The 25,497-nt window shown below is 63.1% G+C and carries 30 protein-coding genes; 8 read left to right on the top strand and 22 right to left on the bottom strand.

Going from position 1 to position 25,497, the window contains the following annotated elements:
* From DSOUD_RS06370 to DSOUD_RS06335, 8 genes are all read right to left on the bottom strand, one after another.
* On the bottom strand, positions 1 to 1,605 hold the full coding sequence (locus DSOUD_RS06370) for a CTP synthase (protein ID WP_053550222.1): 1,605 nt from the start codon (positions 1,603 to 1,605) through the stop codon (positions 1 to 3).
* Positions 1,606 to 1,718: 113 nt separating this feature from the next.
* On the bottom strand, positions 1,719 to 2,474 hold the full coding sequence (gene kdsB, locus DSOUD_RS06365; protein ID WP_053550221.1) for a 3-deoxy-manno-octulosonate cytidylyltransferase: 756 nt from the start codon (positions 2,472 to 2,474) through the stop codon (positions 1,719 to 1,721).
* Between the two features lie 144 nt (positions 2,475 to 2,618).
* The gene (locus DSOUD_RS06360; protein ID WP_053550220.1) at positions 2,619 to 2,912 is read right to left on the bottom strand and encodes a hypothetical protein; all 294 of its coding nucleotides are present in this window, start codon (positions 2,910 to 2,912) and stop codon (positions 2,619 to 2,621) included.
* Entirely contained in the window at positions 2,909 to 3,163 is a 255-nt protein-coding gene (locus DSOUD_RS06355) for a double zinc ribbon domain-containing protein (RefSeq protein ID WP_053550219.1), read from the bottom strand. The genes DSOUD_RS06360 and DSOUD_RS06355 overlap by 4 nt, the downstream gene beginning before the upstream one ends.
* A 9-nt stretch (positions 3,164 to 3,172) precedes the next feature.
* Entirely contained in the window at positions 3,173 to 3,877 is a 705-nt protein-coding gene (locus DSOUD_RS06350; protein ID WP_053550218.1) for an ABC transporter ATP-binding protein, read from the bottom strand.
* Positions 3,878 to 3,910: 33 nt separating this feature from the next.
* On the bottom strand, positions 3,911 to 5,068 hold the full coding sequence (locus tag DSOUD_RS06345; protein ID WP_053550217.1) for an ABC transporter permease: 1,158 nt from the start codon (positions 5,066 to 5,068) through the stop codon (positions 3,911 to 3,913).
* A gap of 7 nt (positions 5,069 to 5,075) precedes the next feature.
* Positions 5,076 to 5,588: a DUF2318 domain-containing protein gene (locus DSOUD_RS06340; RefSeq protein ID WP_082351098.1), complete on the bottom strand. Its 513-nt coding sequence runs from the start codon at positions 5,586 to 5,588 to the stop codon at positions 5,076 to 5,078.
* Positions 5,589 to 5,736: 148 nt separating this feature from the next.
* Complete coding sequence (locus tag DSOUD_RS06335; protein ID WP_053550216.1) at positions 5,737 to 6,120, bottom strand: heavy-metal-associated domain-containing protein; 384 nt, start codon at positions 6,118 to 6,120, stop codon at positions 5,737 to 5,739.
* A gap of 606 nt (positions 6,121 to 6,726) precedes the next feature.
* On the opposite strand from DSOUD_RS06335, the gene DSOUD_RS06330 reads away from it, so the two are divergent.
* The gene (locus tag DSOUD_RS06330; RefSeq protein WP_053550215.1) at positions 6,727 to 7,749 is read left to right on the top strand and encodes a radical SAM protein; all 1,023 of its coding nucleotides are present in this window, start codon (positions 6,727 to 6,729) and stop codon (positions 7,747 to 7,749) included.
* Between the two features lie 85 nt (positions 7,750 to 7,834).
* Here DSOUD_RS06330 and DSOUD_RS06325 read toward each other — a convergent pair whose 3' ends face one another.
* Complete coding sequence (locus tag DSOUD_RS06325) at positions 7,835 to 8,356, bottom strand: peroxiredoxin (protein WP_423739494.1); 522 nt, start codon at positions 8,354 to 8,356, stop codon at positions 7,835 to 7,837.
* An 86-nt stretch (positions 8,357 to 8,442) separates the two neighbouring features.
* The gene (xerC, locus tag DSOUD_RS06320; RefSeq protein WP_053550213.1) at positions 8,443 to 9,330 is read right to left on the bottom strand and encodes a tyrosine recombinase XerC; all 888 of its coding nucleotides are present in this window, start codon (positions 9,328 to 9,330) and stop codon (positions 8,443 to 8,445) included.
* A gap of 156 nt (positions 9,331 to 9,486) precedes the next feature.
* On the opposite strand from xerC, the gene DSOUD_RS06315 reads away from it, so the two are divergent.
* Together DSOUD_RS06315 and DSOUD_RS06310 are read left to right on the top strand one after the other, a co-directional pair.
* Positions 9,487 to 10,320, top strand: coding sequence for an esterase/lipase family protein (locus DSOUD_RS06315; protein ID WP_053550212.1), 834 nt, complete (start codon positions 9,487 to 9,489; stop codon positions 10,318 to 10,320).
* Complete coding sequence (locus DSOUD_RS06310; RefSeq protein WP_232426509.1) at positions 10,310 to 11,467, top strand: DUF362 domain-containing protein; 1,158 nt, start codon at positions 10,310 to 10,312, stop codon at positions 11,465 to 11,467. The genes DSOUD_RS06315 and DSOUD_RS06310 overlap by 11 nt, the downstream gene beginning before the upstream one ends.
* 7 nt (positions 11,468 to 11,474) lie before the next feature.
* On the opposite strand, the gene DSOUD_RS06305 is transcribed toward DSOUD_RS06310, so the two are convergent.
* The 6 genes from DSOUD_RS06305 to DSOUD_RS06280 form a co-directional block, all read right to left on the bottom strand.
* A complete protein-coding gene (locus DSOUD_RS06305; RefSeq protein ID WP_053550211.1) occupies positions 11,475 to 12,044 on the bottom strand; it encodes a nicotinamidase in 570 nt (189 codons plus the stop codon).
* 18 nt (positions 12,045 to 12,062) lie between these two features.
* Positions 12,063 to 12,935, bottom strand: a complete 873-nt coding sequence (locus DSOUD_RS06300) for an alpha/beta fold hydrolase (RefSeq protein ID WP_053550210.1) — start codon at positions 12,933 to 12,935, stop codon at positions 12,063 to 12,065.
* A 173-nt stretch (positions 12,936 to 13,108) separates the two neighbouring features.
* Positions 13,109 to 13,303 (bottom strand): hypothetical protein, encoded by a 195-nt coding sequence (locus tag DSOUD_RS06295; protein WP_053550209.1) that lies wholly within the window; start codon positions 13,301 to 13,303, stop codon positions 13,109 to 13,111.
* A gap of 31 nt (positions 13,304 to 13,334) precedes the next feature.
* The gene (locus DSOUD_RS06290; protein WP_053550208.1) at positions 13,335 to 13,556 is read right to left on the bottom strand and encodes a NifU family protein; all 222 of its coding nucleotides are present in this window, start codon (positions 13,554 to 13,556) and stop codon (positions 13,335 to 13,337) included.
* Between the two features lie 62 nt (positions 13,557 to 13,618).
* On the bottom strand, positions 13,619 to 14,791 hold the full coding sequence (locus DSOUD_RS06285; RefSeq protein ID WP_053550207.1) for a class I SAM-dependent methyltransferase: 1,173 nt from the start codon (positions 14,789 to 14,791) through the stop codon (positions 13,619 to 13,621).
* A gap of 219 nt (positions 14,792 to 15,010) precedes the next feature.
* The gene (locus DSOUD_RS06280) at positions 15,011 to 15,655 is read right to left on the bottom strand and encodes an HAD family hydrolase (RefSeq protein WP_053550206.1); all 645 of its coding nucleotides are present in this window, start codon (positions 15,653 to 15,655) and stop codon (positions 15,011 to 15,013) included.
* 347 nt (positions 15,656 to 16,002) lie between these two features.
* Here DSOUD_RS06280 and DSOUD_RS06275 point away from each other — a divergent pair, with 347 nt between their 5' ends.
* The 5 genes from DSOUD_RS06275 (at position 16,003) to DSOUD_RS18370 (ending at position 20,451) form a co-directional block, all read left to right on the top strand.
* Positions 16,003 to 16,809, top strand: a complete 807-nt coding sequence (locus tag DSOUD_RS06275) for a rhomboid family intramembrane serine protease (RefSeq protein ID WP_053550205.1) — start codon at positions 16,003 to 16,005, stop codon at positions 16,807 to 16,809.
* 21 nt (positions 16,810 to 16,830) lie between these two features.
* Positions 16,831 to 17,313: a Cys-tRNA(Pro) deacylase gene (gene ybaK, locus DSOUD_RS06270; RefSeq protein ID WP_053550204.1), complete on the top strand. Its 483-nt coding sequence runs from the start codon at positions 16,831 to 16,833 to the stop codon at positions 17,311 to 17,313.
* A gap of 138 nt (positions 17,314 to 17,451) precedes the next feature.
* Positions 17,452 to 18,282, top strand: coding sequence for an SIR2 family NAD-dependent protein deacylase (locus DSOUD_RS06265; RefSeq protein WP_053550203.1), 831 nt, complete (start codon positions 17,452 to 17,454; stop codon positions 18,280 to 18,282).
* A 36-nt stretch (positions 18,283 to 18,318) separates the two neighbouring features.
* Positions 18,319 to 19,752 (top strand): nicotinate phosphoribosyltransferase, encoded by a 1,434-nt coding sequence (locus DSOUD_RS06260; RefSeq protein ID WP_053550202.1) that lies wholly within the window; start codon positions 18,319 to 18,321, stop codon positions 19,750 to 19,752.
* Between the two features lie 120 nt (positions 19,753 to 19,872).
* Positions 19,873 to 20,451, top strand: coding sequence for a hypothetical protein (locus DSOUD_RS18370; protein WP_157671778.1), 579 nt, complete (start codon positions 19,873 to 19,875; stop codon positions 20,449 to 20,451).
* Positions 20,452 to 20,657: 206 nt separating this feature from the next.
* Here DSOUD_RS18370 and DSOUD_RS06255 read toward each other — a convergent pair whose 3' ends face one another.
* From DSOUD_RS06255 to DSOUD_RS06230, 6 genes are all read right to left on the bottom strand, one after another.
* Positions 20,658 to 21,305, bottom strand: a complete 648-nt coding sequence (locus DSOUD_RS06255; RefSeq protein ID WP_053550201.1) for a metal-dependent transcriptional regulator — start codon at positions 21,303 to 21,305, stop codon at positions 20,658 to 20,660.
* Complete coding sequence (locus DSOUD_RS06250; protein WP_053550200.1) at positions 21,302 to 21,493, bottom strand: hypothetical protein; 192 nt, start codon at positions 21,491 to 21,493, stop codon at positions 21,302 to 21,304. Before DSOUD_RS06250 ends, DSOUD_RS06255 begins: the two co-directional genes overlap by 4 nt.
* On the bottom strand, positions 21,490 to 23,454 hold the full coding sequence (gene feoB / locus DSOUD_RS06245) for a ferrous iron transport protein B (protein WP_053550199.1): 1,965 nt from the start codon (positions 23,452 to 23,454) through the stop codon (positions 21,490 to 21,492). Before feoB ends, DSOUD_RS06250 begins: the two co-directional genes overlap by 4 nt.
* A 216-nt stretch (positions 23,455 to 23,670) precedes the next feature.
* Positions 23,671 to 24,114 (bottom strand): Fur family transcriptional regulator, encoded by a 444-nt coding sequence (locus DSOUD_RS06240; RefSeq protein WP_053550198.1) that lies wholly within the window; start codon positions 24,112 to 24,114, stop codon positions 23,671 to 23,673.
* Positions 24,115 to 24,210: 96 nt separating this feature from the next.
* Positions 24,211 to 24,960, bottom strand: coding sequence for a cytochrome c biogenesis CcdA family protein (locus DSOUD_RS06235; protein WP_053550197.1), 750 nt, complete (start codon positions 24,958 to 24,960; stop codon positions 24,211 to 24,213).
* A 3-nt stretch (positions 24,961 to 24,963) separates the two neighbouring features.
* Positions 24,964 to 25,497, bottom strand: a complete 534-nt coding sequence (locus DSOUD_RS06230; RefSeq protein ID WP_053550196.1) for a TlpA disulfide reductase family protein — start codon at positions 25,495 to 25,497, stop codon at positions 24,964 to 24,966.

The following is a 25,497-nucleotide window of genomic DNA, read 5'->3' as shown; positions in this document are numbered from 1 at the left end:
CTATTTCTCCCCGCCCTGCTTCACGCAGGCGCCGACGAAGGATTCGAACAAGGGATGCGGCGCCATCGGCCGACTGCGGAATTCGGGATGAAACTGACAGCCGAGGAACCAGGGGTGATCGGTGATCTCGACGATCTCCACCAGCTCCAACTCGGGGTTGATTCCGGAGAGGAGGAGTCCGGCCTTCTCCAGGACCTTGCGATAACTGTTGTTGAACTCGAAGCGGTGGCGGTGGCGCTCGGTGATGTCGGCCTGGCCGTAGATGCGCCGGGCCAGCGTCTTGTCGCCGAGGGTGCAGGGATAGGTGCCGAGGCGCATCGTCCCCCCCTTGCCCTTGACCGTCTTCTGACCTTCCATGATGTGGATGACCGGATTTTTGGCGTCCTCGCGGAACTCGGCGGAATAGGCGTCCTCGATGGCGCAGACGTTGCGGGCGAATTCGACCACCGCCATCTGCATCCCGAGACAGATGCCGAAGAAGGGGATCTTGTTCTCCCGGGCGAAGTGGATGGCGGCAATTTTCCCCTCGCTCCCCCGTTCGCCGAAGCCGCCGGGAACGAGGATGCCGTCGACGTCGGCGAAGGTGTCGCCGACCCCGTGGCGTTCGAGGGATTCCGAATCGACATACTTGAGGTTGACACGGCAGTTGTTGCCGATGCCGCCGTGAATCAGGGACTCGGCCAGGGACTTGTAGCTCTCCGTGAGATCGACATACTTGCCGACGATGGCAATGGTCGTCTCGGAGGCCGGCTCCTTGATGCGCTTGACGATCCGCTCCCAGGCCGAGAGGTCGGGAGCCTTGGTCCAGATGTTGAGGTATTCGACCAGACGCTCGTCGAGCCCCTGCTCGTGATAGACGATGGGGACCTCGTAAATCGAGGCGACGTCGCGGGCGGTGATCACCGCCTCCTCGCGGACGTTGCAGAAGAGGGAGATCTTCCCCTTCATGTCCCGGGGGATCTCCCGGTCGCAGCGGCACAGCAGAATGTCGGGCTGGATGCCGATTTCCCTGAGTTCCTTGACACTGTGCTGGGTCGGTTTGGTCTTGAGTTCCCCGGCGGTGGCGATGTAGGGAACGAGGGTGAGGTGGATGTAGAGGACGTTTTCGTGGCCGCGGTCGGTGCGGAACTGGCGGATCGCTTCAAGAAAAGGGAGGGATTCGATGTCGCCGACGGTGCCGCCGACCTCGACGATGGCGATATCGACCCCCTTGGCGTTTTCGAGGATCTTGCTCTTGATCTCGTTGGTGATGTGGGGGATGACCTGGACCGTCCCGCCGAGATAGTCGCCGCGGCGCTCCTTGCGGATGACGCTGTCGTAGATCTGGCCGGTGGTGAAGTTGGACTTGCGGGTGAGCCGCGCCGTGGTGAAGCGTTCGTAGTGGCCCAGGTCAAGGTCGGTTTCGGCGCCGTCGTCGGTGACGAAGACCTCCCCGTGCTGGAAGGGGCTCATGGTTCCCGGATCGACGTTGATGTAGGGATCCATCTTCTGCATGGAGACCTGCAGACCACGGGCCTCCATGAGGGCTCCGATGGCGGCGGCAGCCAGACCCTTGCCAAGGGAGGAAACAACGCCACCGGTAATGAACAGAAACTTGGTCTTCATGCAGACTCCTTGATATGGACGGATGCCGACAAAGGGCAGGGAAAAACGCAACCGGAAAAAGGGGATTGTACACAGAACCCCAAAAAAAGAGAACCCCCAATTTCCGCGAAGGATCAGCCTTGAGAGGAGCGCAGAAGGGATCGGACCTTTTCCAGATCTTCAGGGGTGTCGACCCCCTGGGAGGGAGCGGCCGTCTCGGCAACCATAATGCGGCACCCCTGTTCGAGGGCGCGGAGCTGTTCGAGCTTCTCCAGGTTTTCCAGGGGAGTGGCCGGCAGATGCGGGTAGCCGAGAAGAAAATCGCGACGATAGACGTAGAGGCCGATGTGTTTGAAGGCGCCGACCTCGGCAAAGCGCTCGGCCAGGGCGTCGGCAAAATCCCGGGGATGGGGAATGGGGGCGCGGGAGAAATAGAGGGCGAAACCGGCCCGGTCGGTGACCACCTTGACCACGTTGGGGTTCAGGTACTCCTCCACCGAGGTGATGGCCGTCTTCAGGGTCCCCATGACGATGGACGCATCGGAAAGGAGCGGCGCTACCGCCGCATCGATCATCGCCGGGGCGATGAGCGGCTCGTCGCCCTGGACGTTGACCACCAGATCGGTCTCGATCCCGGCGGCGACCTCCGCCAGACGGTCGGTCCCGGTGGGATGATCGGCCCGGGTCATGCACACCTCCCCCCCGAAACCTCTGACGACTGCGGCGATACGCTCGTCGTCCGTGGCCACGATCACCCGATCGACGGTGGTCGAAAGGGCGGTGCGCTCATAGACCCACTGGATCATCGGCTTGCCGAGGATGTCGACGAGGGGTTTGCCGGGGAAACGGGTGGAAGCGTAGCGGGCGGGAATCACGGCGGTGACGCGCATGGAGGGGTCCTTTCGGGATGAAGGGGAAACTGGCGGTAGAGTAGAAAAATCCCGGAAGGTTGTCAAGGAACCTCGAAAGCCCACAGGGCACGGGAGACTCTCGGACGATTCGGAGGGTGACACAATTGAGAGTCGGAGAGAATTTCAGCCGAGTCGCGGAGCGCCGCAGGTGGGGCAGAACTTCCAGTCGCTGGCCAGAGCCGAGCCGCAAGTGCAGCCGGGGCGGCCGGGACGACGACGGTGGCGCAGGACGAGCAGGACCAGGGCGCCGACCAGGGTCAGCCCCAAAAGGAGCAACCCGAAGGGGCCGAGGGTGACAAAGGTACCGAGGGTGCAGCGCCCACAGCAGTAGGACCAGTAGTTGTAACAAATAACCGACAGCAGGGTGCCGGCGATCAGAAGAGCCGGAGGGGGCCCGGTGAAAAGACCCTTCCTCATTCCTCTTCCTCCCGCCGGGCCCCGCAGTGGGCGCAATAGCTGTGCCAGGTGGCCGTCGCCGCACCGCAAACGCCGCAGCTCTCCCGCAACAGCTGCCGACAGCGGGGGCAGAGGAGCCAGTCGGCCTCCACGGCGCCGGAGCATCCCGGACAAAGGCCCGCGGCGGGCGCCGGAGTCTCCTGTCCGCCGTCGAGCTCAACGCGGATGGCGTAGCAGAGGACTGCGAGCAGGAGCAGAAAGGTCAGAACCACCGACGCCCCCTACCCCGCCGCCTGCAGCCGGCGAGCGGCCTGCGGTTCGACGTCGACCAGGCCGTCGCGCAGCAGCAGGGTGCGGTGGAAATAGGCCTCGTTTTCGGGGTTGTGGGTGACCATGACGATGGTCTGCCCCTCGCCGTTGAGTTCCTTGAGGAGGGCCATGATTTCCGCGGCCGTGGCGCTGTCGAGGCTCCCCGTCGGCTCGTCGGCGAGGATCAGGGGGGGGGCGTTGACCAGAGCCCGGGCGATGGCCACCCGCTCCTGTTCACCTCCGGAGAGCTGACTGGGGAGATGTCCCTCCCGGGTCGAGAGCCCCACCCGCTCCAGCACCAGAAGGGCCCTCCGGCGCTTCTCGCCGGCGGCCATCTTCTGCACCGCCAGGGGGAGCATGACGTTCTCCAGGGCGGTGAGGTAGGGGATCAGGTTGAAACTCTGGAAGACGAAGCCGAGGTACTCGCGGCGGAAATCGGCGAGCCGCTCCTGCCCCAGGTCGTAGAGGTCGATGCCGTCGATGGCCACCGAACCGGCGCTGGGACGGCAGAGACCGCCGAGGAGAGAAAGAAAGGTGCTCTTCCCCGACCCCGAGGGTCCCATGACGCCGAGAAAGGTCCCTTCCGCCACCGCCACATCGACCCCTTTGAGGGCCTCGACCCGTCCGGCAGCACTTGCGTAGCCCTTCTGCAGGGCGCTGATTTGGATAAAAGCCATTTTGTATCTCCGTCGTTATAGAAGTCTCGGCGGCTAAAGCGCCCGCAGCGCCTCGGTCGGCTCCATGCGGCTGGCGTGGAGGGCCGGATAGAAGGAGGCGGCGCACCCTACCCCAAGGGCCAGCAGCAGGGCGCCGGGTCCCAAAAGCGGATTCCAGACCAGATAAGGATGGCTGTCGGCGAGAAAGGGGAGGAGGAGGGCCGTCGCTCCCATCCCCGCCAGGTAGCCGAGGAGCCCGGAAAGAAGGCTCACCGCCGCCGCCTCCATAAGGATCAGGGTCACGACGTGGCCGCGGCGGAAGCCGAGGGCCCGAAAGATGCCGATCTCGCGGGTCCGCTCGTTGACGCTCCCCATCATGGTGACGAAGACGACCAGGGCGCCGACCAGAATCACCACCGCCGCCACCCCGAAGGAGAAGGCGCGGAACTGCTCGAGAGCGTGGATGCGGGTCTTGACCACCTGCTGGATGGCGCTGACCCGGGCGCCGGGGAGAGCGGCGGAGAGCTGGGCGACCATGTCCTCCACCGGGCAGTCGGCACAGAGGGCGGCCACCTCGACGAGGGAGACCTCCCCCTTTTTGCCGAGGAGCCGCTGCGCCGCCGGCAGGGTGGCGATCAAGAGACTGTCGTCCTGGGAGCCGGTCTCCTTCAGGAGGCCGACGACGGTGAAACGCGTCCCGCCGAGATCGACCCTCCCCCCCGGGGCCAGACCGAGGCGGGCGGCGGCGGCACTTCCCGCCACCAGTTCGTCGTCGGCAGAAAGAGGGCGTCCCTGCACCTGCCACCAGCGTTTAATATGAAATTCGGGGCCGGGGTCGACCCCCATCAGCAGCACCCGTTCCCCCTGGACGATCACGGCGCCGAGGACCTTGGGAGCGACGGCGCCGATATTGCGCCGGTTGGGGATGGTGTCAATTTTCGCCAGATCGCTTTGGGCAATCTGTTGCGGGTCGACACCGACTCCGCCGAGAACGATCCCCCCGTAGGAAAGGGAGAGCTCGTCGACTTTCGGGGTGATGAGGATGTTGGCCCCGTAGCTGTCGAGCTTGTGCTCGGCATCCATGGTCAGGGCCGCCGTCAGCGACAGGAGGGTCACGGCGGTGGCCACTCCGATCAACAGACCGGCGACGAGGAAGGCCATGCGCCCCTTGCGGCGGCGCAGATTATTGAAGGCAATGGTTCGCAGGTTCATAGTCGCCTCACTCCGCCCTGAAGTTCCAGGCGCCCTGTTGCAGGTCGGCCTCGGCGATCAGCAGATTCTCCCCCTCGACGCGACGCTGCAGCGGCGCCGGGTTGCATCCCCCCTTGATTTCATTGATTCTGTCGGCGGCAAAGGTCTGATCGCAGTTGTTGCAGACCATTGAATCCCCTTCCTGGCGATACCCCTTCTTCGCCTTGTAGCAGACGTCGCAGGTGTCGAAAGCGGCGCGGATCACCCCGTCGCGGCTCTTGAGGACGAAGAAATCGATGGCGGTCTCACCCTTTTGGTAGCTGAAAAAATGGGCCCGGCCGTCGGCGATCTGATTGACCGGGAGGGAAACAACCCCATGCTCGGCGCTGACCGCCGGATATTTCCCCTCCGCCGTTCCCAGGGTCATCCACCCCCCGAGGGCCGCGGCGGCCACCGCCACCAGGGCGAGAAGGATGCGGGGGAGGGGGCTGGGTTTTTTGTCCTGCTCGAACTGAGCCTTTTTATCCTGACGTTCACTCATTTCTTTCTCCTATCGATTATGTCTCTGGAAAAATGACTATTTAATTCACCACAGAGACACAGAGTCACAGAGAAGGTCATCAAACCCTTGGTTTCACTCTGTGTCTCCGCGTCTCAGGGTTGAAGCTTTTGACCGTCACAAACGAGGCTCACCCGCAGCACGAACCGCCGCACCCCTTGCCGCCCCCCTGGACTGGGGTCTTGGGGGCCCGGTCGACTTCGGGACCGAGGGTTTGGACCGGCTCTGCCGGATATCCGGCGGCGGTGATCCTGGCAGCGATGTCCGCACCGGCAACCTTCTCCGGATCGAAAGCGACCCGGGCCCGCCCCGAGGTCAGGTCGACCGTCACTTCGGCGATCCCGGCGACTCCGGCAAGGGCGTTGCTCAGGTTCTCGACGCAGGAGCCGCAGGTGAGATTGGCCACCCGGAGCTCGACCAGAGCGAGGCCGGAGGCAGAGCGATGGCCGGCGAAAAAGAAAATCCCGGCGAGAGCCAGCACCAGGGCCAGAGGGAGAAGAATACGACTTTTCATGGCGTCCTTTCATGGTCGAAGGATAAATTGAGCCTTTTTATGTCCTGCGCAGGACCGTTCAGGAGGCGGTGACGAAGCCGCTTGGCAGGGAGTCATTACACGAGCCGTGCCAGAGAGGGGGGGGAGAGCCAGGACGGCGGAATTACAGATTTTCCGGAAAATGGAGTGGAAATTGCCGGGAGGATTTGAGGAATATTCTGGAGGGCGGTGCGGAATATTCTGCAGAAACAGGAAAAGGCCCCTCAAAAATCCCGCTCCGCCCCCTTGACTGTCCCCCATGGCGAAATAGACTCCCTGTAACAGCAACCGATCGAGACGACGTCCAGGTTTCCCCGGAGACGAGACTCCGGCAAATCGGAAAGGAAAGGAGGTGACAGGGGATGAAGAAACCTTTGAAAGCGGAAGTTTTGCAGCAGGAGGCGGCGTTCTGGAAGGCCCTCAAGCAAGCGGCCCGGGATAATCCCACCCAGACATGCCACAAGTGAAAGAGCTGAAAAAGCGAAAGCTGAAAGCTGCCCGTGCGGTGGCTAAAACAATGAGGGCAGGTGCGACGCAGCAGACCTTTGGGTCCGTCGTACCTGCCCCCATTTTATTTCCGGAGGAACCATGAGTATTGCCGGAGATTTCGAATTCTTTCTGCAATGGCACCTCACCGAGCGCTGCAATCTGCAGTGCAGCCACTGTTATCAGAGCGGTTCCAGCGGCCCCGAGCTGAGCCTGGAAGAGATTCGTTCCGTGGCCACCGAAGCCGCCGCCATGCTGCAGGACTGGGAGAGGCTCTACGGGGTGCGGATCGGGCGCAGCTGCAACCTGACCGGCGGTGAACCGCTTCTGCGCCGGGACCTCCTTACCGTCCTCGAAGAGCTCGGCGCGGCCGGGTTCGCTCTTTATCTGTTGACAAACGGGACCCTGATCGACGGCCGGCAGGCGCAGGACTGGGCGGCGCGCGGCGTCAAGGGGGTGCAGGTGAGCATCGAGGGGCCGGAAGAGGTGCATGACGGCATCCGCGGCGCGGGGAGTTACCGGGCCGCCCTGAAGGGGACGAAACACCTGCTGGACGCGGGATTGCCGGTGACCTTCAACCTGACCCTCTCGCGCCTCAACGCACCCCACCTCGAGGGTCTCCTCGCCACCGCCGCCGATCTCGGGGTTCCGCGGGTCGGATTTTCCCGGCTGGTGCCTGCCGGGACGGGAACGGCGCTGCGGGAGGAGATGCTCGATCCCCATGAAGTAGAAGAGCTGTACCGGCGGCTCTTTTCCCTGAAACCGGCCGGGGTGAAGCTCGTCAGCGGCGACCCGATCGCCTGGCAGATGGGGGCCGAGACCGGCGGCGGTTCGGGATGCACCCCGCTGGGAGGGTGCGCCGCCGGGGTTTCGGGGCTCACCCTGCTGCCAGACGGGACCATCCTCCCCTGCCGGCGCCTCGAAATCCCTCTCGGCAACGTGCGCCAGGACGCCCTCCGGGAGGTCTGGGCGACCTCCCCCGTCCTGCAGCGTCTCCGTCAGCGCGACCTCTACGGCGGGAAGTGCGGGAAATGCCAGCGCTGGAGCGGCTGCCGGGGGTGTCGGGCCATCGCCTTCGCCTGCGGCGACTACCTCGGGGAAGATCCCCAGTGTTTTATCGACTGACGGCAATGTTCGGTTCAAGAAGGGACAGAGGTAAAATAAAAGGGCGGCCCTGCGGCCGCCCTTCCGATCGTGGCGAGGTGAGATTTTACCCCTTCCCGAGAGTCTCCGCGCCCTTCCTCCAGTTCATCGGACAGAGCTCTCCGGTCTGCAGCCCCTCGAGGACCCGCAGCGTCTCGTCGACGCTGCGTCCGACGCTCAGGTCGTGCACCAGCTCGTAGCGCAGGACGCCGCTTGGGTCAATGATGTAGAGACCGCGCAGGGCAATCCCCTGCTTCTCGATGAGGATGCCGTAATTGCGGGCGACCTCCTTGGTGATGTCGGAGAGAAGGGGGTAGCGCAGGGAGCCCAGCTCCTGGCTGATCCAGGCGAGATGGGAAAATTTGGAGTCGACGCTGGCGCCGAGAATCTCGGCGTTGAGCCGCGTGAACTCCTCGTGCCGTTCGTTGAAACCGACGATTTCCGTGGGGCAGACGAAGGTAAAATCGAGGGGATAGAAAAAGAGGACCACCCATTTCCCCTGGTAGTCCGAGAGTGTGAATTCCTTGAAATCCTTCCCGATCACCCCTTCGAGGGTGAAGTCGGGGGCCGGCTGGCCGACCTGCAGCATTCCCATGGTGATGACCTCCTTGGCGCGGGTTAGTGGTCGATTGTAGAATACCGCCGCCGGGAGTCAAGGAATCGGGAGCCGAAAATTCACTTTTTCTTGCTGCGGGGATGGGCCTTGTCGTAGACCGACATCAGGTGATCGACGCTGACCTGGGTGTATTTCTGGGTGGTGGAGAGGGAGGCGTGGCCGAGAAGTTCCTGGATGGCCCGCAGATCGGCGCCGCCGTCGAGGAGATGGGTTGCAAAAGAGTGGCGCAGGGCGTGGGGGGTGGCGTCCTTGAGAATGCCGGCCTGCAACAGGCGGACCTTGAGGTTGCGCTCGACGCTGCGGGGGGTGAGGCGGCCGCCGCGATGGTTGAGAAAGAGGGGATCGCCGAGGGCGAGGGGGCCGCGCTCATCGAGATAGCGGGCGAGAGCCTCCCGGGCCTTGGCGCCGATGGGGACGATCCGCTCCTTGCTCCCCTTGCCGAGGACCCGCACCAACCCCTGCTCGAAATCGACGCTGCCGACGTTGAGGCCGGTGAGTTCACCGACGCGCACTCCGCTGGAATAGAGGGTCTCGACGATGGCCCGGTCGCGCAGGGCCAGCAGATCGCCGCGGTCCGAGGGGGGCTCCATCAGATTGTAGGCCTCGTCGACGGAGAGCGTCTTGGGGAGATATTTTTCCTGGCGCGGGGTGGCGACGAGTTCGCCGGGATTGACGGAGAGGACCCCCTCGCGCACCAGGAAGCGGAAGAAGGTGCGCAGGGCGGCGAGCTTGCGGGCGATGGTGCTCTTGCGGCAGCTACGGTGGAGCTGGGCCAGGTAACGGCGCAGCAGCAGTTTGTCGACGCGGCGAATATCGTTTCCCCCCGAGACCTCGGCGAGAAAAGCGCTGAAACCCTCGAGGTCCTGGCGGTAGGCCCGCCGGGTGTGGGGGGAAAGGTTGCGCTCCACCGAGAGATGTTTTTCGAACCGCTTGATGAGCTCCTGCATTGGCTGCCCCCCCTGAACCTGAATCGGAACTTGGACCTTAGCATGGATGACCGGCAAAAAGCGCGTATTCCCTGCAGCCGGCGGGTCCGCCGAGGCTCCCCATTAGCCGTTGACGCTCCGCATCCGCCGTGACATAATGTCGCCCCTGGAGGTCATATGTCTATTGTTTTCGGTATCTTACTTCTGCTATGCGGGGCCGCCGCCGCGGTGGTGCTCCTGAGCTATGCCTTTGCCTGGTGCGAGTACGCCAACAGCCGGCCAGCCGCCATGGAAGGCCGTTTCGCCCTCAAGCATCTCGGTCTGGCCTCCTGGCTCTTCCTTCTGGAAACGGCCTTCCTGCTGCTGAACCTGCTGCTGCACCCCCTCGGCTGGCATTCGCCGCGGGAGCGACCGCGGCAGGAGGAGCGCGGCATCCCGGTTCTGCTGCTGCACGGCCTCTTTCTCAACCGCGCCTGCTGGACCTGGATCCGGCTGCGACTGAGGCTTCAAGGGATCCGCAACGTCTACGCCCTCAACCTCCCCCCCTGGAAGGACGTCGAGTCCCTCACTGAACGGGTGTCGAAAAAGGTGGATGAACTGCGCCACACCACCGGCATCGAGCAGGTGCATCTGGTCGGCCACTCCATGGGGGGGATCATCGCCCGCAACTACCTGCAGATCCGCGGCGGAGCCCACAAGGTCGGGCACTGCGTCCTCCTCGGCGCCCCCAATCACGGCTCGCGCCTGGCGCCCTTCGCCATCTCCCCGATGGGGAGGCTCCTCCTCCCCGGATCGAAATTTCTCAGCCTCCTGGCCGCCGCGCCGATTCCGGACGAAGTCTGCATAACCAACATCTACACCCGCCACGAGAACATGGTTCTCCCCGCCGAAAACGCCCATCTCTCCGGGGTCAAAAACATCGAACTGGCCGGCATGGGACACCACGGCCTCCTCTACCACCCCCGGGCGGTTGCCGCCGTCCTCGACGCCCTGAAACAAGATGAGCCGTGATGCCGGGATGAGCAACCGCGTCTCGCTTCTGGCCGCCGCCGATTACACCCCGGCGCTCATCGAAGAGCGACTCGTCGCTCTCCTTGCCCCCCTGGGAGGGATGGCGGCCTTCGTCCGTCCCGGCCAGAGGGTGCTGATCAAGCCGAACATGCTCTCCGGCCAGGCGCCGGAGAAGGCGGTGACCACCCATCCCCAGCTGGTGCGGGGGGTGATCCGCCTCGCCCAGCAGGCCGGAGGGATTGTTTCCGTCGGCGATTCGCCGGGGGTCGGCTCACCCCTTCAGGTCGCCCGGCGCTGCGGGATTTTAGCCGTCGTCGAGGAGACCGGGGCGCACTTCGCCCCCTTTTCCGAGTCGGTGCGGGTGCGACCGGGGGAGGGAATTTTTCAGGAGCTGGAAATCGCCCGGGACATCATCGAGGCCGAGGTGGTGATCAACCTCCCCAAGCTCAAAACCCACCAGATGATGGGCCTGACCTGTGCCGTCAAGAATCTCTTCGGCGCCGTGGTCGGCATGCGCAAACCGCGCCTCCACCTGCAGGCCGGAACGGACAAGGGTTTTTTCGCCCTGATGCTCCTCGAACTCGCCGAGCACATCGCCCCGGCCCTGTCCATCGTCGACGCCATCACCGCCATGGAGGGGAACGGCCCCGGAAGCGGCGATCCGGTCCACATCGGCGCCCTGCTGGCCGGAGCCAACCCCCTGGCCGTGGACACCGTCGCCACCGCCCTGGTCGGCCTGCGCCCCGAGTCCGTCTGGACCCAGAAAACGGCTTTTGCCAGCGGCCGGAAGTACTCTTCCCTGAACGAAATCGAAATGGTCGGCGCCGACCTTGCCGACCTGCGGCCGCGCCGTTTCCGCCCGGCCAAAAGCACCGACGTCAACTTCGGCCTCCCTCCCTTCCTCAAGGAACCGCTACGCCAATCCCTGACGGCCCTCCCCAGGCCGGTGATGAAGGCGTGTGAGCGCTGCGGCCTGTGCGTCAAGCATTGTCCGCCGCAGGCGATGACGATTGCCGACGCCGATCTGGTGATCGACTACCGGCGCTGCATCGGCTGCTTCTGCTGCCAGGAGCTCTGCCCCCGGGGGGCCCTGGTCACCCGCCAGGGACTCCTGCTGCGCCTGAGCCGCTTTCTCCGCGGCGATTAACCCCTCTTCAGCCGGTCACGACCTGCGCCCCCGCCTTCGCCATCGTCTCCAGAGCCTCCTCCCCCCCATCCGCCGTCACCGGCCGACAACCGTCGCGCAGCAGCCGGACCTCGAAACCGAGGCGGCAGGCGTCGAGGACCGTCGCCAGGACGCAGACATCGAGAGCCAGCCCGCCGATCCACAGCCGTTCTATCCCCTCTTGCCGAAGACGCACCTCGAGTCCGGTCTGGTCGAAGGCCGAGTTCTGGTCCTGATCGAAGCGCACCCCCTTGGTGACCGGGACCGCCGTCGCCGGGAGGTGCAGCTGCGGATGAAAACGGGCGCCCTCGCTGTCCTGCAGGCAATGGATGGACCATTTCCCCCCGAAGCCGGCAAAGCTCGGATGCCCGGACGGGTGCCAGTCCCGCGAGGCATAGATCGCCGCCCCACCGGTTAGAGCCCTTTCGATCCAGCCGTTGAGGATTGGGACCACCTCGTCCCCCTCTTCGATGGGGAGCGCCCCTCCCGGACAAAAATCCTTCTGCACATCGACCAGGAGCAGGGCATCGCCGGCCGACAACTTTTTCGTCGTCTTCATGGAAAGTCCTCCGCTGTTTCATTCGACCAGGGCGCCGAGTATCTCCACCATATGGTCTACGGGGAGGGAATAGTGCCCTTCGTCGGGGAAAAAAGAGGGCCGGCATTTGGGGATGGATCCGGCGAGAAAACGCCCCATGGCCGGAGGGATGATGCTGTCGAGCTCGCCGTGCCAGAGGATGACCTCCCGGGGGATTTCCTGGAGAAGAAACCCCCAGGGGCGGCTGTAGAGAACCAGTTCCCGGGCGCCGCCCCGCGACCCGTCGGCGACCGCCGCCTGCGCGGAGGCGACGAGCACCCTCTGCACCTCGCTGCGGGCCAGGGCCTGCCGGTCGATCTCCGGAAGCGACTCGGCCATCTGTTCGAGGAAGCGCCGGGGGTCGCGACGGATCAATCGGCAGAAGCCGGCGTAGAAAATCCGCCCCAGGAGGGGGGAACCTCCGGCCAGACGCAGCCCCAGACGACCCAGGGGGAGCATCCTGAGGGTCGCCTCCGGGGCGCTCAAGGGGCTGATGCCGGCGACGATCCCGACCCGGGTGAGGCGATAGGGGATCCGGGCCGCACAGGCTGCGGCGTAGGGGCTGCCGCCCGAGACACCCAGCACGGCAAAGGTCGCCAGACCGAGGGCGTCGGCCAGTTCGAGAACGTCGGCGGGCCAGTCGGCAAAGGTGCGATTTTTCAGGTAGCTGGAGAGGCCGATCCCCGGGCGGTCGATGGAGATCACGCGGATGCCCTGTCTCTGAGCCGTCTCGTCGGCGATGGCGGCCTCGAGGCGCGAACCGGGAAAACCGTGGCAATAGAAAAGTGGCCGGCCGCAGGGATCCCCGTATTCGGCGTAGCCGAGGGTCCTTCCGTCCCGGAGCTGCATGTGGCGGCTGTCGGCAACAGCCATGGTCACCGTCCTTGAGGGCTTCTGCCCCCTTCATATCCGAACCATCCTCGTTCATTATACCGGGTAATTCAGCGGCCGCCTCATGAGGGGCCGGGTTCCACGGCAAGCCGCCGACAAAAAAAGGAGCCCCAGGGGCTCCTTTTTTCGTTGCGGCATTCATGACAGAGGAATGATCACTCCTCGTAGACGAGGACGCGGATCAAACCGATGGTCGAACCGTCCTCGGCCGTCGTGCTGTCGCTGACCGAGATGACCTTTTTGATACCGTGGTCGCGGAGAAAGGCGTTGACCCGGGCGTCGAGCTCATGGAGTTCCCTTTGGGTCTTGAACGGTTCCAGCGGTTCACCGAAGGTTTTCACCTTGATCATCGCATCCTCCTTGGATCGGTAAGGGGCGGTCTCAGACCTGGACCACCGATTTGACGGCGGGGATTTTTTCCTTGAGGGTCTTCTCGATCCCCATCTTGAGGGTCATGGTCGACATGGGGCAGGAGCCGCAGGCTCCGGTGAGCCGGACGCTGACCACGCCGTCCTCCGAGACATCGACCAGTTCCACGTCGCCGCCATCGGCCTGCAGGGCGGGACGGACGAGATTCAGCACTTCCTGGACCTTTTGTTTCATGGGATAACCTCCTTCTGTCGTGTTTAGTATAGCCCCCTCCAAGGGGGGCGCAAGGGGCGGACCTACATGCCGAGGGGGGGGAGGGGAAGATCCCGGAGGGCGCGGGCACAGAGGAGGTCGGGGCGCCCGACCCCCTTTCCCTGCACCAGAACCTTGAAGGTTTCCCCCATGCCGCCGTCGGGCATGATCAGGTTTTTCAGGGTCAGCCGCAGGGCCTGGGCCCTCTTCGGGTCGCTTTCCCGCGCCTGCAGCTCGATCAAGGCCTCGACAAAGCCGAGCCCCATGAGAAAACGGTACTGCTCGCCGAAATAGAGGGGGACGAGGCCCACTCCCTCCCCTTCCCGCTCGAGGGCGGTGAAGTCGACGTGGGCAGTGATATCCTGGGCACCGGGATTGCGGTAGGGATCGTCGCTGGAGCAGTGACGGTGATAGCACATCAGGGTGCCGTTGCGCCGGAAGGGGGCGTAGAGTTCGGCGGCGGGATACCCGTAGTCGACGGTGAGGACGAATCCCCGGCCGAGGAGGCGACCGACCTCGGCGACCCAGCGCCGGGCCTCGAGATTGACCTCGGCGCGGTTGCCCTCCACCGGCGCCACCCCCAGCCAGTGGAAGTGATCGGCCAGGGCTTCGGTGGCCGGCGGCCGCAGCTCCTCGGTGAGCTCTCCGGCGCTCTCCGTCACGTAGACTTCCAGCAGTTCGCCATCGCGCTTCTCCACCAGGTGCACCGGGAAGGCGTCGATGAGCTCGTTGGAGAGGACGCACCCTTCCATCCCCTGCAGATCCTCGAGGCGGCACCAGTCGACCCGAGGCAGGTGCCTGTCGAGACGCTGCCGCTGCCGCGACCGGTTGTCGGGGCTGATCTCCACCAGGAGGTAGCGCACCCGGCCGTAGAACTCGGGGTCCTCCTCGGCGAGGGCGTCGAGAATATCGAGGCAGAGGTGCCCTTCGCCAGCCCCCTGCTCGGCGATGGTGAAGTCGTCTTTTCCGAGGATTTCTCCCATCTGCCGCAGTTGCCGGGCAAGCAGACGGCCGAAAAGGGAATGGACGCTGGAGGAGGTGAAGAAGTCCCCCTCCTTGCCGATGCGGGTGCGCGGCGCCATGTAATAGCCGTATTCGGGATGGTACAGACAGAGCGCCATGTAGTCGGCGAAGGAAATCCCCCCTTCGTCGGCGATCCGGCGACGGATCTCCGCCTCAAGCTGCGGCTTGCTGTCGATGGCTTCGTTGCCCCTCATGCCCTGTCCTTCGGAAACGGATGAAAAAATATCCGGTTTTTCGCTTCGACCCGTAGAGTCAACAGGTTCCTCGATCGTCTGGAACATCGCCCGGGAGATGCCGACCTTTCTACCAGGAAGATCGAGAATGCGACACAGATTAAATGAAGGGCGGATTCTAACCCACGGGGAAGGGAATTGGCAAGACCTGATGTGCCATGGAGGAGTCCGGAGAAGAGATCAGGGGATTATGCCGAGGAGTTTGTGGATCTGCAGCAGGTCTCCGGTTTCGCCGACGAGCAGGGTCGGAATCCCCAGGGTCGAGGGGACCTTGAGGTCGACCTGCTGGCGGTCACCGATAAAGAGAAAGGTCTCCGGAGGGCCGCCGATATCCTCGAGGACCCGGCTCAGACTCTCGGGGTCCGGCTTGGGGATCCCGGTGAATTCGATGGTGTAGAGGCGTTTGAAGACTCCGTCGACGCCGAGGAGGGCGAGGATCTTCTGCGTCAAGGGGAGGCTGTTGTTGGTGTAGATATAGAGATCGCAGAGGTCGCGCAGGGAGTCGAGAAGGGCATAGAGAATCGGATCGGAATCGAGGTGCCGTTCCGGATGCACCCGATCGCGCAGGGCCCGGTGAAAGGCGGGGACTTCGATCCCCAGTTCCATGCAGGTGCGGGTCAGGGTCGGCTCCTCCTCCAGCAGCTCGGTGAGACGCCGCCGGGCGCAGGCGATGAGCTTTCGCCCCTCCTCCCGGCTGACCCCGCGGCTCTCCCCCACGAGAATTTCGGCGGCCGCGGCAATTTCGTCGGCAATGGCCTGACTGGTGTAGAGGGTGCCGTCGAGATCGAAGACGATGGAGCGGACCTGGTCGAGGTTTGTCAGCATGGCTTATTCTCGTTGGCCGATAAAGATGAATGAACAAATAAGCATTTTTCACCACGGAGGCACTGAGAACTCAGAGAAAGACACTTAATCAGATTCATAACTTCTCTTTTTTATTTTCCTCCGCCTGGCAACGAAGCGACGACTGCTGCCGCCCGGCATCGAAGCGTTCCCATTTTATCACGCCGTCATCGGCTGTCAAAACGACTCCTCCCCTTTCGATTGCAATATTGGCTAGTTATTGCCGGCCGCGGGGACGTTGCGGACGACTGCTTCCAGCGACAAGAGGGTTGCCCGGAGCCCCCTTTTCTGCGATAGTTGGAGCCTCATCCCCCGCAAAGGAGCCCCTTTTGGACTGGAAACGTTTCTTCGACAACCTCGGCATGAACGGCACCCGCTGGCAGTGGCGGATCATGAACTGGGAGCGCCGCCTCAAGGGGGGCCCGGGAGCCCCTCCCCTCTTCGGCCATGGCGGTCCGTCGCTCACCGGCATCCTGATCTTCGCCAACCTCGCCCTCTTCACCCTGATGGTCATTCACGGCACGATCCTCGGACTCGGGCTGCAGGCGATCCTCAACCCGCCGACCCAGCTCCTGGTCTACTGGGGGGGGCAGTACTGGCCCCTGGTCCTCGGACAGGGGGAGTGGTGGCGCTGCCTGACCTACGCCTTCACCCACGGCGGGCTCATCCATCTCGGCTTCAACATGATGGTCCTCTACCAGGTCGGTCCCCTTCTCGAGGCCGAGCTCGGCAAACCGCGCTTCCTCTTTCTCTATACCCTCACCGCCCTTACCGCCACGGGCCTCGGCTATCTCTGGCACCCGGCGGTCCCGGTGGTCGGCGCCTCCGGCTCCCTCTTTGGCCTGATCGGCTTCTCCGTCGTCTATTACCACCGGATGGGCCGCGCCGGGGAGCAGATCCGCAACTTCATGTTTCAGTGGGCGATCTTCGCCTTTATCTTCGGCCTGCTGGTCGGCGCCGATAACGCCGGCCACCTTGGCGGCGCTCTCGGAGGTGCTCTCCTTGGAGGGGTGCTCCCCATCGGCGTCCGCTCCCGCCGGATCATGGACCCTCTCTTCAAGGGGCTGGCAGCGCTGAGCCTGGCTGCCATTGTCGGCAGTCTCCTCCTGCTGGCGGCCTCCCTGCTGACCACCTGATAAACTGAAAAAGGAGAGCCCATGGCCAAGGACAAAACACCGGTCACGGCCGCGATTCGTCAACTGCGCCAGGCGGGGGTCAGCTTCACCGGTCACCCCTACGCCTATGAGGAAAAGGGGGGGACTGCCGTCTCGGCCCGGGAACTCGGAGTCGATGAACACCAGGTGATCAAGACCCTGATCATGGAGGATGAGAACAAAAAACCGTTGATCGTCCTCATGCACGGCGACCGCCAGGTTTCGACCAGGGAACTGGCCCGGGTCCTCGGCGTCAAGACCATCGCTCCCTGCGCCCCCGAGGCCGCCAACCGCCATTCCGGGTACCTGGTCGGGGGGACCTCCCCCTTCGGCACCAAAAAGGCGATGCCGGTCTACCTCGAAGAGACGATTCTCGATCTGCCGCGCATCTACCTCAACGGCGGCAAGCGCGGCTTTCTCGTCGGGCTCGACCCGGCCGATGTGGTGCGGATCCTCAAACCGACGCCGGTGCACGTGGCGATCTAGATTCAGGACAAAGGCTTCAACGCAGAGGCGCTGAGAAGGAGAGAAAGTCAAAAGGGTCAAAAAAATTTCAATGTCCTTTTTTCTCTCCGTCTCTCCTTTCTTTGCGCCTCAGCGTTAAAAAGGCCCTTTGAGGACTTTATGGACAAGAGTGAAGAGGTACAGAAGGCGGCGCGGATCATCCGCAGCGCCCGGGCCCTGGTGATCACCGCCGGGGCGGGGATGGGGGTCGATTCGGGACTCCCCGATTTTCGTGGCGACCACGGTTTCTGGAACGCCTACCCCATGTACCGGCACCTCGGCATCAGCTTCATCGCCGCCGCCAACCCCGCCCATTTCGAGAGGGATCCCCCCTTCGGCTGGGGTTTCTACGGCCACCGCACCAACCTCTACCGCCAGACGGTTCCCCACCACGGCTTCGAGCTGCTGCGCCGCTGGGCGGAGCGTTTCGACCTCGACACCTTCGTCGTCACCTCCAACGTCGACGGCCAGTTCCAGAAGGCCGGGTTCGCCGAAGAGGCCATCCTCGAGGTTCACGGCTCCATTCATCACCTGCAGTGCATCAAGCCCTGTTCCATGGAGATCTGGCCCAACGACGCCGAGATTCCCGTCGATCCGTCGACCATGCGCGCCGGCGTCATCCCCCGCTGCATCCGCTGCGGCGACACGGCCCGTCCCAACGTCCTGATGTTCGGCGACTCCTCCTGGATCGGCGGGCGCAGTCACGGCCAGCAGATGCGCTTCGATCTCTTTTGCGAACAGCACCGCGCCGCCCCCCTGGCGGTGATCGAACTCGGAGCCGGAACGGCCATTCCCACCATCCGTTATCTCAGCGAAGAGCTCGGGCGCTACCGGGAGGCCGGAGTGATCCGCATCAATCCCCGAGAACCCCACATCGGCCCCCCGCACGTCTCCCTTCCCTGCGGCGCCCTGGAGGGGCTGTCCGCCATCGAACGGGCCCTCGGAGAGTGACCGACTAATGACGACTTCAGTCCCCCCGGAGAAACCATGAAACGCAGCCAGTATTCCGCCCTCCTCACCGACCTCTATGAGCTGACCATGCTGGCCGGCTACTTCGACGAGGGGATGCACCAAAAGCCGGCGGTCTTCGACCTCTTTTTTCGCACCAATCCCTTTACCGGAAGCTATGCGGTCTTTGCCGGTCTCGAACCGGCCCTGCACTATCTTGAGGGCCTGCGCTTCACGGAGGACGATCTCGACTACCTGAAGAGCCTGGAGATTTTCAAGCCCGCCTTTCTTCACTTTCTGCGGGATTTCCGATTTACCGGCCGGGTCACCGCCCCGCCGGAGGGGACGGTCGTCTTTGCCAACGAGCCCCTCCTCACCGTGGAGGGGACGCTGGCCGAGGCCCAGTTCGTGGAGACGGCGCTCCTCAACATCATCAATTTCCAGACCCTGGCGGCGACCAAGGCGGCGCGCATACGGCTTTCTGCCGGCGACGGGGAAGTCCTCGAGTTCGGTCTGCGCCGCGCCCAGGGCCCTGACGGCGGGCTGTCGGTAGCACGGGCCGCGTTTATCGGCGGGGTGCGCAGTACCAGCAACGTCTGGGCCGGAGAGCGCTTCGGAATCCCCGTCAAGGGGACCCATGCCCACAGCTGGATCATGGCCTTTGCCGATGAACTGAGCGCCTTTCGCGCCTATGCCGACTCCTTCCCCGACGCCTGCATCCTGTTGGTGGACACCTACGACACCCTCAAAAGCGGCCTTCCCAACGCCCTCACCGTCGCCCGGGAGTTGCGGGAGAGGGGGCACGAGCTCTTCGGGATACGCCTCGATTCGGGAGATCTCGCCTATCTGAGCAAGGAGGCGCGCCGCCTCTTCGACGAGGCCGGCTTCCCCGGGGTGAAGATCGTCGCCTCCAACGAACTCGACGAGTACGTGATCCACTCGATCCGCGACGAGGGGGGAAGGATCGACATCTACGGGGTGGGGACGCGCCTGGCGACCTGCGACGGCGAAGGAGGAGGGGCTCTGGGGGGGGTCTACAAACTTGTCCGCTTCGACGGCCGACCGAAACTCAAGGTGACCAGCGACATCGCCAAGGCGACCCTGCCGGACTGCAAGCGGGTGCTCCGGGGAATCAAAAGGGACGGTTCCTTCCTCATGGATATTCTGTGCCTCAAGGAGGAGAATATCGCTTCGGGAGCCAGGGTCTACGACCCGACCAACCCCCTGCGCAACACGACGGTTCCCGAGGGAGTCACTCTCGAAGAGATCCGGCAGACCGTTATGGAAGGGGGAGAAATCACCGTGGAATCCCCTCCTCTGCAGGAGATGGCGGATCGCTCTCTTGCCGAACTGCAACGCCTCCCCGAAGGATCGCTGCGCCTCTTCAACCCCCATCGCTACAAGGTGGCGATGAGCCAGGGACTGCACGATCTGCGCAGCCGCCTGATGGAGGAAATCCGAAGGAACGACTAGCAGGCCGTTACGGCTTCCACCGGGTTCGATTCCTTGCCTTTACCCTTTCCGAGGAGTCGGACATCCGGATCGATGATCGACGTCTTCACCTACCCTGCAAACACATTGGCGGGAGGAACTATGATCAAGTCGACTCTATTCATATTGCTCTTATCATTAAGCTCCTGCGCTTATCATTCGGAGCCAAAAAACAATAGAGATTTCCAAAAGGTATCTAACCTTTCGGAGTTTGAAGGAATCTATAAAAACAAAGGCAATCCGTCAGGCTATCTTTCGCAAATCATTTGGAACGATTTCAAATTAGGCAATGACGATAAAATAGACCATGAAACAATCGAATTCATAGAAGTGATTGCAAGTGACAACTCACTCATAGTTAAAGCAATCACAAATGGCTGTACCTCATACGAAAAAAGTTACAATGAAGGCAAAGACTTCAAAATTACCGATGGAAAAATAACAATAAGGAGAGAGGCCTATCTGCTGTCACGAGGCAGCGGCGATGTTGTTGTTGGGCCAAGCTATGAACAATTAACTTTGGGTTTAGACACTAGCAAACATGGCAAATCCAAAAGATCGGAGTATGTCGCAGGCTTAGTTCTATTTATTTTACCAGTTTCAGTCTCCGACACCAGAGAGACCGAATATGAAAGAGTAAGCGACAAGCCCAGGGATTTCCGAAGCTGCAATAACCGCTAACCCTTATCAGGCCCCCGGCCGCGTAGAGGCAAATTTCATCGCGCACGGAGGGAAAGACCGGGTCGAGAAAAGACAAAGGGGTCCGAAAAAAGACAAAGGGGTCGCGTCTACACATTTCAGAAAATGAAATCTGTAGACGCGACCCCTAAAAATTTAAGAACGGCCTCCCCCCTGCGAAGTCGGGGGGACTGAGGGGGGTCAGAGTGCTACCCCTTGCGAATGAAGATCTCCCGCGCCAGCTCCTCGTCGACGGCGAACTCGGAGTTGCCGACCTTGAAGATGTAGGAGGGATAACTGCGGCTCAGAGACAGGGTGTTGCCGGGGAGGACTCCCATGCTCATGAGCTTCTGCATCTTCTTGGCGTCGACTGTGGAGAGATAGGCGATCTCCCCCTGTTCGCCCGCCTTGAGCTCGGTGAGGGCGACGACGCCGACCTCTCCGGCGGCGCGGGCCGCCTCGCAGCACTTCCCCGGGGGGATCGGCTTGCCGTGGGGGCAGGTGGTGGGATGGTTGAGGAGGGTGCAGATCTTGGTGTCGACCCCCTGGTGGAGGAGGTGCTCGAACTCGCAGGCGCGGGCGTCCCCCTTCTCCCCCTTGAGGTCGAAGATGTCCATCACCAACCGTTCGGCGAGGCGATGGCGGCGCACGGTCATCTGCGCTTCGGGGCGTCCTTCGGGGCGCAGGTAGACCCGTTCCCCTTTGATCTCGATATAGGCCAGGCGCACGAGTTCGCCTAGATCCTCGTCGTCGGGACCGACTCCGAGGGTTTCGAGATGGGCGGAGTTGTCTCCCCCCTCGACGGTGGCAAGCCACAGTGCCTCGAGGAGATCTTCTGCTTTGGCGGTCAGTTTCATCGTTTTTTGTCCTCTCCTGAGTCGTCACCGGCCTTGGCCAGACGTTTTAAAAAATCGGGGATCACCGGATTGGCGTAGCCGCAGTCTGGGCAGTGTATCTTGCGACAGCCGCCGCCGCACTGGCCGCACCCTTTTTGTTTAGTGTCGACCTCGTCGGGGAGGTCTTTGCCGCAGAAACCGCACTTCATGAGAGGACTCCGCTGAAGAGAAGGGCCTTGTTCAGAGCCCAACCGGTGGTGAAGGCCAGCAGGGTGACGAGGGCGAAGATCCCTCCCGAGACCTTCCACCCCCGCTCCTTCTGCATCATCAGAAACTGGGCGACGCAGGGGACGAAGAGGGTCAGGGTCACCGCGGCGACGGTGAGCTGCACCGGGGTGAGAAGGCCTGCGGTCTGCAGGTCGTAGAGACCGGCGGCGCCGAAGTCGCGGCGGAAGAAACCGAAGATGAAGGCCGAAGACGCTTCCTCGGGGAGGCCGAGGACGCGCATCACCGGGGCCATGACACCGACCAGCCACTGCAGAGCCCCGGTCATCTTGCCGGCCCAGAGGAGGACCGAGGCGATGACGAAGAGGGGGAAGATCTCCATGAAGTACCACTGCATGCGGGTCAGGGTCTTGACCAGAACGTTGCGGATCTGCGGGAGACGCAGCGGCGGAATCTCCATGTAGAACATCGGCCGCTCGCCGGGAACGAGATGGGCGGCGAGAAGGCCGATGAGCAAAAAGATGCCGACCATGGCGCCGGTCCAGACGGCCAGAGCGCCGGGGACGCCGGAGAGGAGGCCGAGGATGACGCCGAGCTGGGCGCTGCAGGGGATGGCCAGGGCGAGGAGGAGGGTGGCCAGGACGCGCTCGCGCACCGTCTCGAGGGTCCGGGTGACCATGGTCGCCATGGTGTCGCAGCCGAAGCCGAGAACGATGGGGATGACGGCACGGCCGTTGAGGCCGATCCTTTTGAAGACCCGGTCGACGAGCATGGCCAGTCGGGGGAAGTAGCCGGTATCCTCGATCACAGAAAATGCGATGAAGAAGGTGCCGACGATGGGGAGGACGAGGGCGACGGCGTAACGCACCCCGAGGGTGAAGACTCCGTACTCGCCGACGAGGAGTTCATGGAGCCAGTTCCAGGTCAGATAACGATCGGCGAGGGCGATGGCAAAGGGGTTGATGATTTCCTCGAAGAGGGTCCCCTCCAGGAAATCGACCACCGTACCGGCGCCGAAACCGCCGACGAACTTGTAGAGCCCGAAGTAGAGGACCAGCAGGAGGAGGGGGACGCCGGTCCAGGGGTTCATGGTCCAGCCGGAGAGGCGCTCGGCGAAGGGGATCCCGTCGCGCTGCTGCTGGGTGATGACCCCGGCGAGGAGCCCCTTGCAGACCCTTCGCCGCTCGAGACTGATGCGGAGGTGGAGATCGACGCGGCGCTCGAAGACCACCTCATTGACGGTGCGCTCGACGGCGCCCCCCCCTTCCCTTTCGGTGGCGCGGACCAGTTCGGCGATCTCCTGGTCTTTTTGCAGCAGGAGAAGGGCCAGGGCGCGGCGGTCGATGCGGTAGTCGCCGTCCAGGGCGGCGGCGACCTTCAGGATGTCCCGCTCCAGGTCGCTGGCGTAGGCGAAAACCGCCCGTTTTTCCGAGACAGGGGCGCCAAGGGCGGAGCGGATCTCCTTGAGGCCGCGCTTGCGGGCGGCGGCGGCGCCGAAGACGGGGATGCCGAGCTTCTCCTGCAGAAGGGGGATGTCGATGGCCATACCGAGACGCTCGGCCTCGTCCAGGATGTTGACCACCAGGACGACGGGGAGGCCGGCCTCCACCAGCTGCAGGGTCATCGGCAGCATCCGCTCGAGGTTGCGGGCGTCGATGACATGCACCACCACATGGGGATCTTCTGCCAGGAGGATCGCCCGGGCGACCCGCTCCTCTTCGGTAATCGGCAACAGCGAGTACATCCCCGGGGTATCGAGGACCTCGTAGCGCACCCCCGCCAGGTCGCAGTAGCCGCGGGAGACCTCGACGGAGGTCCCGGGATAGTTGGAGACGGTGGTGTAGGACCCGGTGAGGGCGTTGAAGAGAACGCTTTTGCCGACGTTGGGGTTGCCGACCAGAACGATCTTCGGCGGGGTGGCAAGGTTATGGGCGGTGGAGGTCATCGGAGTCTTTCCAAGGGCTTAAGATTGACAATCATTTTCATTCATTGAAACCGGGTTTGACTTAGCAGCCTGCTGGTGGAAACACTTTTCAACGCTGAGTCGCAGAGGGTCGGAGAGTCGCAGAAAAAACACCGAGCCCAGGTTCAACCCTATTTTCTCTTTTCTCCCCGCCTCTCCCTCTCTGCGCCTCTGCGTTGAAATCCTGGTCCTTGCAGATCAACCCGTTTGCGGCCGGGAAGAACAGGCGGAGCAGAGGCCGTAGAGTTCCAGGCGGTGGCTGGTGATGGTGAAGCCGTGGTCCTTGGCCACCTTTTCCTGGAGCTGCTCGATGCGCGGATCCTCGAATTCGCTGATCGCGCCGCAGGCGGTGCAGACCAGATGGTCGTGGTGCTCGGCGCTGGCCGTCGATTCGTAGCGGGTCTGGCCGTCCCCGAAGTGCCGGGCCTCGGCGATGCCGGCCTCGGCGAAGAGCTTCAGGGAACGGTGTACCGTGGCGTAGCCGATCCCCGGGTGCTTTTTTCGCAGCCGCAGGTAGAGCTCCTCGGTGGAGGGGTGGGAAGCGCAGCGCAGGAATTCATCGAGAATGAGGTCGCGCTGTCTGGTCGACTTGAGACCCTGCCGGACCAGATATTCGTGAAATTCCTTTTTCCCTGCCGCCATCAGCCGCTCCAGTTGAAATTGGATTTCAATTTAACAGCAGGGGGCACGCCTGTCAAGGGGAAAATCGCTCGGGCCTGGTACCTTCGGAGCCAGTCCCTAACCGGTGACGGGGAACCAGCGGTAGAGATAGCCGGAGAGCCTGCCGAGGAGATCGAAGAAGAGCATCGCCCCCACGACCATGAGGAGCACTCCGGTGAAGATTTCCAGGAGACGGATGTGCTTGCGGAAGCGGTTGAAGGCGGTGAGAAAGGAGTGAAAGAGCACCCCGGAGAGGAAAAAGGGGATGCCGAGTCCGGCGGAATAGGCGGAGAGGAGGAGGATGCCGTGGCTGGCGGTGGCGTTGGTTCCGGCGGCGAGGGCGAGAATGGCGCCGAGGATCGGGCCGATGCAGGGGGTCCAACCGGCGGCAAAAGCGAGGCCGACGAGGAAGGTACCGACAAACCCATGGGGTTTGCTGTGGATCTGCACCCTCTTCTCGCCGAGAAGGACGCCGAAATGAAAGAGGCCGGACATGTGCACGCCGAAGAGGAAGATCAGGATGCCGCCGACCTTCTGCACCCACATCAGCCCCTCGCGGAGATGTTCCTGAAAGGTGAAGGAGGCGATGCCGGCGATGGCGCCGAGGGTGATAAAGACCGCTGAAAAGCCGGCAATGAAGGTCAGGGAGTGGAGAGCGACGGTGATCCGCACTTTGGCGGTGGGGTTCTCATCCTTGAGCTGGCCGAAGGAGAGTCCGGTGATATAGGTGAGATAGGAGGGGATCAGCGGCAGCACGCAGGGAGAGAAAAAGGAGAGGACGCCGCCGGAAAAGGCAATCCAGAAAGTGACATCGGCACTCGGATTCATGGCCTATCTCCCGACCAGTTTCTTGAAATATTTCACCGTATCCTCGGAGGCCCAGTCGATGGCGCCGATGATGTGATCGGTGACGATGCCGTCCTTGCCGACGACAAAGGTCTCGGGAAAACGGTAGACGCCATAGCGCGCCTGGACCTCGGCTTCCGAGTCGAGAAGGATCGGAAAGGTGTGGCGATTTTTCTTGAGGAAGTGTTTGACGTTTTCCTCGCCGTCTTCCTCGACGTTGATGGCCAGCAGGACGAACTTCTCACCGGCCATGAGCGTCTGCAGCTTTTCCATACTCGGCATCTCTTCCAAGCAGGGGGGACACCAGGTGGCCCAGAAATTCACCAGGACCACCTGCCCGCGGAAGCTGGAAAGTTCGACCGTCTTTCCCTGGAGATTTTTCAGGGCGAAGTCGGGGGCGAGGGTCCCCTTGGCAACAGCTGTCGTCTTGGGCTCGGGGCGGCTCCCGCCGGCAAAAGCCGGGCTGAAGAGGGGGTGGAGAAAAATCGCGCAACCGAGAATCACCAGAGAAATACGCAT

Source organism: Desulfuromonas soudanensis, from assembly GCF_001278055.1.
GTDB classification, from domain to species: Bacteria; Desulfobacterota; Desulfuromonadia; order Desulfuromonadales; family WTL; genus Deferrimonas; species Deferrimonas soudanensis.
Note: the sequence above shows the minus strand (reverse complement) of the source record. Positions and strands in the feature narration are given on the sequence as shown.

What these genes read in the sequence shown, in the direction of transcription:
- DSOUD_RS06370 (WP_053550222.1), bottom strand. Translation starts at nt 1,605, where the DNA reads ATGAAGACCAAGTTTCTGTTCATTACCGGTGGCGTTGTTTCCTCCCTT.
- kdsB (WP_053550221.1), bottom strand. Translation starts at nt 2,474, where the DNA reads ATGCGCGTCACCGCCGTGATTCCCGCCCGCTACGCTTCCACCCGTTTC.
- DSOUD_RS06360 (WP_053550220.1), bottom strand. Translation starts at nt 2,912, where the DNA reads ATGAGGAAGGGTCTTTTCACCGGGCCCCCTCCGGCTCTTCTGATCGCC.
- DSOUD_RS06350 (WP_053550218.1), bottom strand. Translation starts at nt 3,877, where the DNA reads ATGGCTTTTATCCAAATCAGCGCCCTGCAGAAGGGCTACGCAAGTGCT.
- DSOUD_RS06345 (WP_053550217.1), bottom strand. Translation starts at nt 5,068, where the DNA reads ATGAACCTGCGAACCATTGCCTTCAATAATCTGCGCCGCCGCAAGGGG.
- DSOUD_RS06340 (WP_082351098.1), bottom strand. Translation starts at nt 5,588, where the DNA reads ATGAGTGAACGTCAGGATAAAAAGGCTCAGTTCGAGCAGGACAAAAAA.
- DSOUD_RS06335 (WP_053550216.1), bottom strand. Translation starts at nt 6,120, where the DNA reads ATGAAAAGTCGTATTCTTCTCCCTCTGGCCCTGGTGCTGGCTCTCGCC.
- DSOUD_RS06330 (WP_053550215.1), top strand. Translation starts at nt 6,727, where the DNA reads ATGAGTATTGCCGGAGATTTCGAATTCTTTCTGCAATGGCACCTCACC.
- DSOUD_RS06325 (WP_423739494.1), bottom strand. Translation starts at nt 8,356, where the DNA reads ATGCTGCAGGTCGGCCAGCCGGCCCCCGACTTCACCCTCGAAGGGGTG.
- xerC (WP_053550213.1), bottom strand. Translation starts at nt 9,330, where the DNA reads ATGCAGGAGCTCATCAAGCGGTTCGAAAAACATCTCTCGGTGGAGCGC.
- DSOUD_RS06315 (WP_053550212.1), top strand. Translation starts at nt 9,487, where the DNA reads ATGTCTATTGTTTTCGGTATCTTACTTCTGCTATGCGGGGCCGCCGCC.
- DSOUD_RS06310 (WP_232426509.1), top strand. Translation starts at nt 10,310, where the DNA reads ATGAGCCGTGATGCCGGGATGAGCAACCGCGTCTCGCTTCTGGCCGCC.
- DSOUD_RS06305 (WP_053550211.1), bottom strand. Translation starts at nt 12,044, where the DNA reads ATGAAGACGACGAAAAAGTTGTCGGCCGGCGATGCCCTGCTCCTGGTC.
- DSOUD_RS06300 (WP_053550210.1), bottom strand. Translation starts at nt 12,935, where the DNA reads ATGGCTGTTGCCGACAGCCGCCACATGCAGCTCCGGGACGGAAGGACC.
- DSOUD_RS06295 (WP_053550209.1), bottom strand. Translation starts at nt 13,303, where the DNA reads ATGATCAAGGTGAAAACCTTCGGTGAACCGCTGGAACCGTTCAAGACC.
- DSOUD_RS06290 (WP_053550208.1), bottom strand. Translation starts at nt 13,556, where the DNA reads ATGAAACAAAAGGTCCAGGAAGTGCTGAATCTCGTCCGTCCCGCCCTG.
- DSOUD_RS06285 (WP_053550207.1), bottom strand. Translation starts at nt 14,791, where the DNA reads ATGAGGGGCAACGAAGCCATCGACAGCAAGCCGCAGCTTGAGGCGGAG.
- DSOUD_RS06280 (WP_053550206.1), bottom strand. Translation starts at nt 15,655, where the DNA reads ATGCTGACAAACCTCGACCAGGTCCGCTCCATCGTCTTCGATCTCGAC.
- ybaK (WP_053550204.1), top strand. Translation starts at nt 16,831, where the DNA reads ATGGCCAAGGACAAAACACCGGTCACGGCCGCGATTCGTCAACTGCGC.
- DSOUD_RS06265 (WP_053550203.1), top strand. Translation starts at nt 17,452, where the DNA reads ATGGACAAGAGTGAAGAGGTACAGAAGGCGGCGCGGATCATCCGCAGC.
- DSOUD_RS06260 (WP_053550202.1), top strand. Translation starts at nt 18,319, where the DNA reads ATGAAACGCAGCCAGTATTCCGCCCTCCTCACCGACCTCTATGAGCTG.
- DSOUD_RS18370 (WP_157671778.1), top strand. Translation starts at nt 19,873, where the DNA reads ATGATCAAGTCGACTCTATTCATATTGCTCTTATCATTAAGCTCCTGC.
- DSOUD_RS06255 (WP_053550201.1), bottom strand. Translation starts at nt 21,305, where the DNA reads ATGAAACTGACCGCCAAAGCAGAAGATCTCCTCGAGGCACTGTGGCTT.
- DSOUD_RS06250 (WP_053550200.1), bottom strand. Translation starts at nt 21,493, where the DNA reads ATGAAGTGCGGTTTCTGCGGCAAAGACCTCCCCGACGAGGTCGACACT.
- feoB (WP_053550199.1), bottom strand. Translation starts at nt 23,454, where the DNA reads ATGACCTCCACCGCCCATAACCTTGCCACCCCGCCGAAGATCGTTCTG.
- DSOUD_RS06240 (WP_053550198.1), bottom strand. Translation starts at nt 24,114, where the DNA reads ATGGCGGCAGGGAAAAAGGAATTTCACGAATATCTGGTCCGGCAGGGT.
- DSOUD_RS06235 (WP_053550197.1), bottom strand. Translation starts at nt 24,960, where the DNA reads ATGAATCCGAGTGCCGATGTCACTTTCTGGATTGCCTTTTCCGGCGGC.
- DSOUD_RS06230 (WP_053550196.1), bottom strand. Translation starts at nt 25,497, where the DNA reads ATGCGTATTTCTCTGGTGATTCTCGGTTGCGCGATTTTTCTCCACCCC.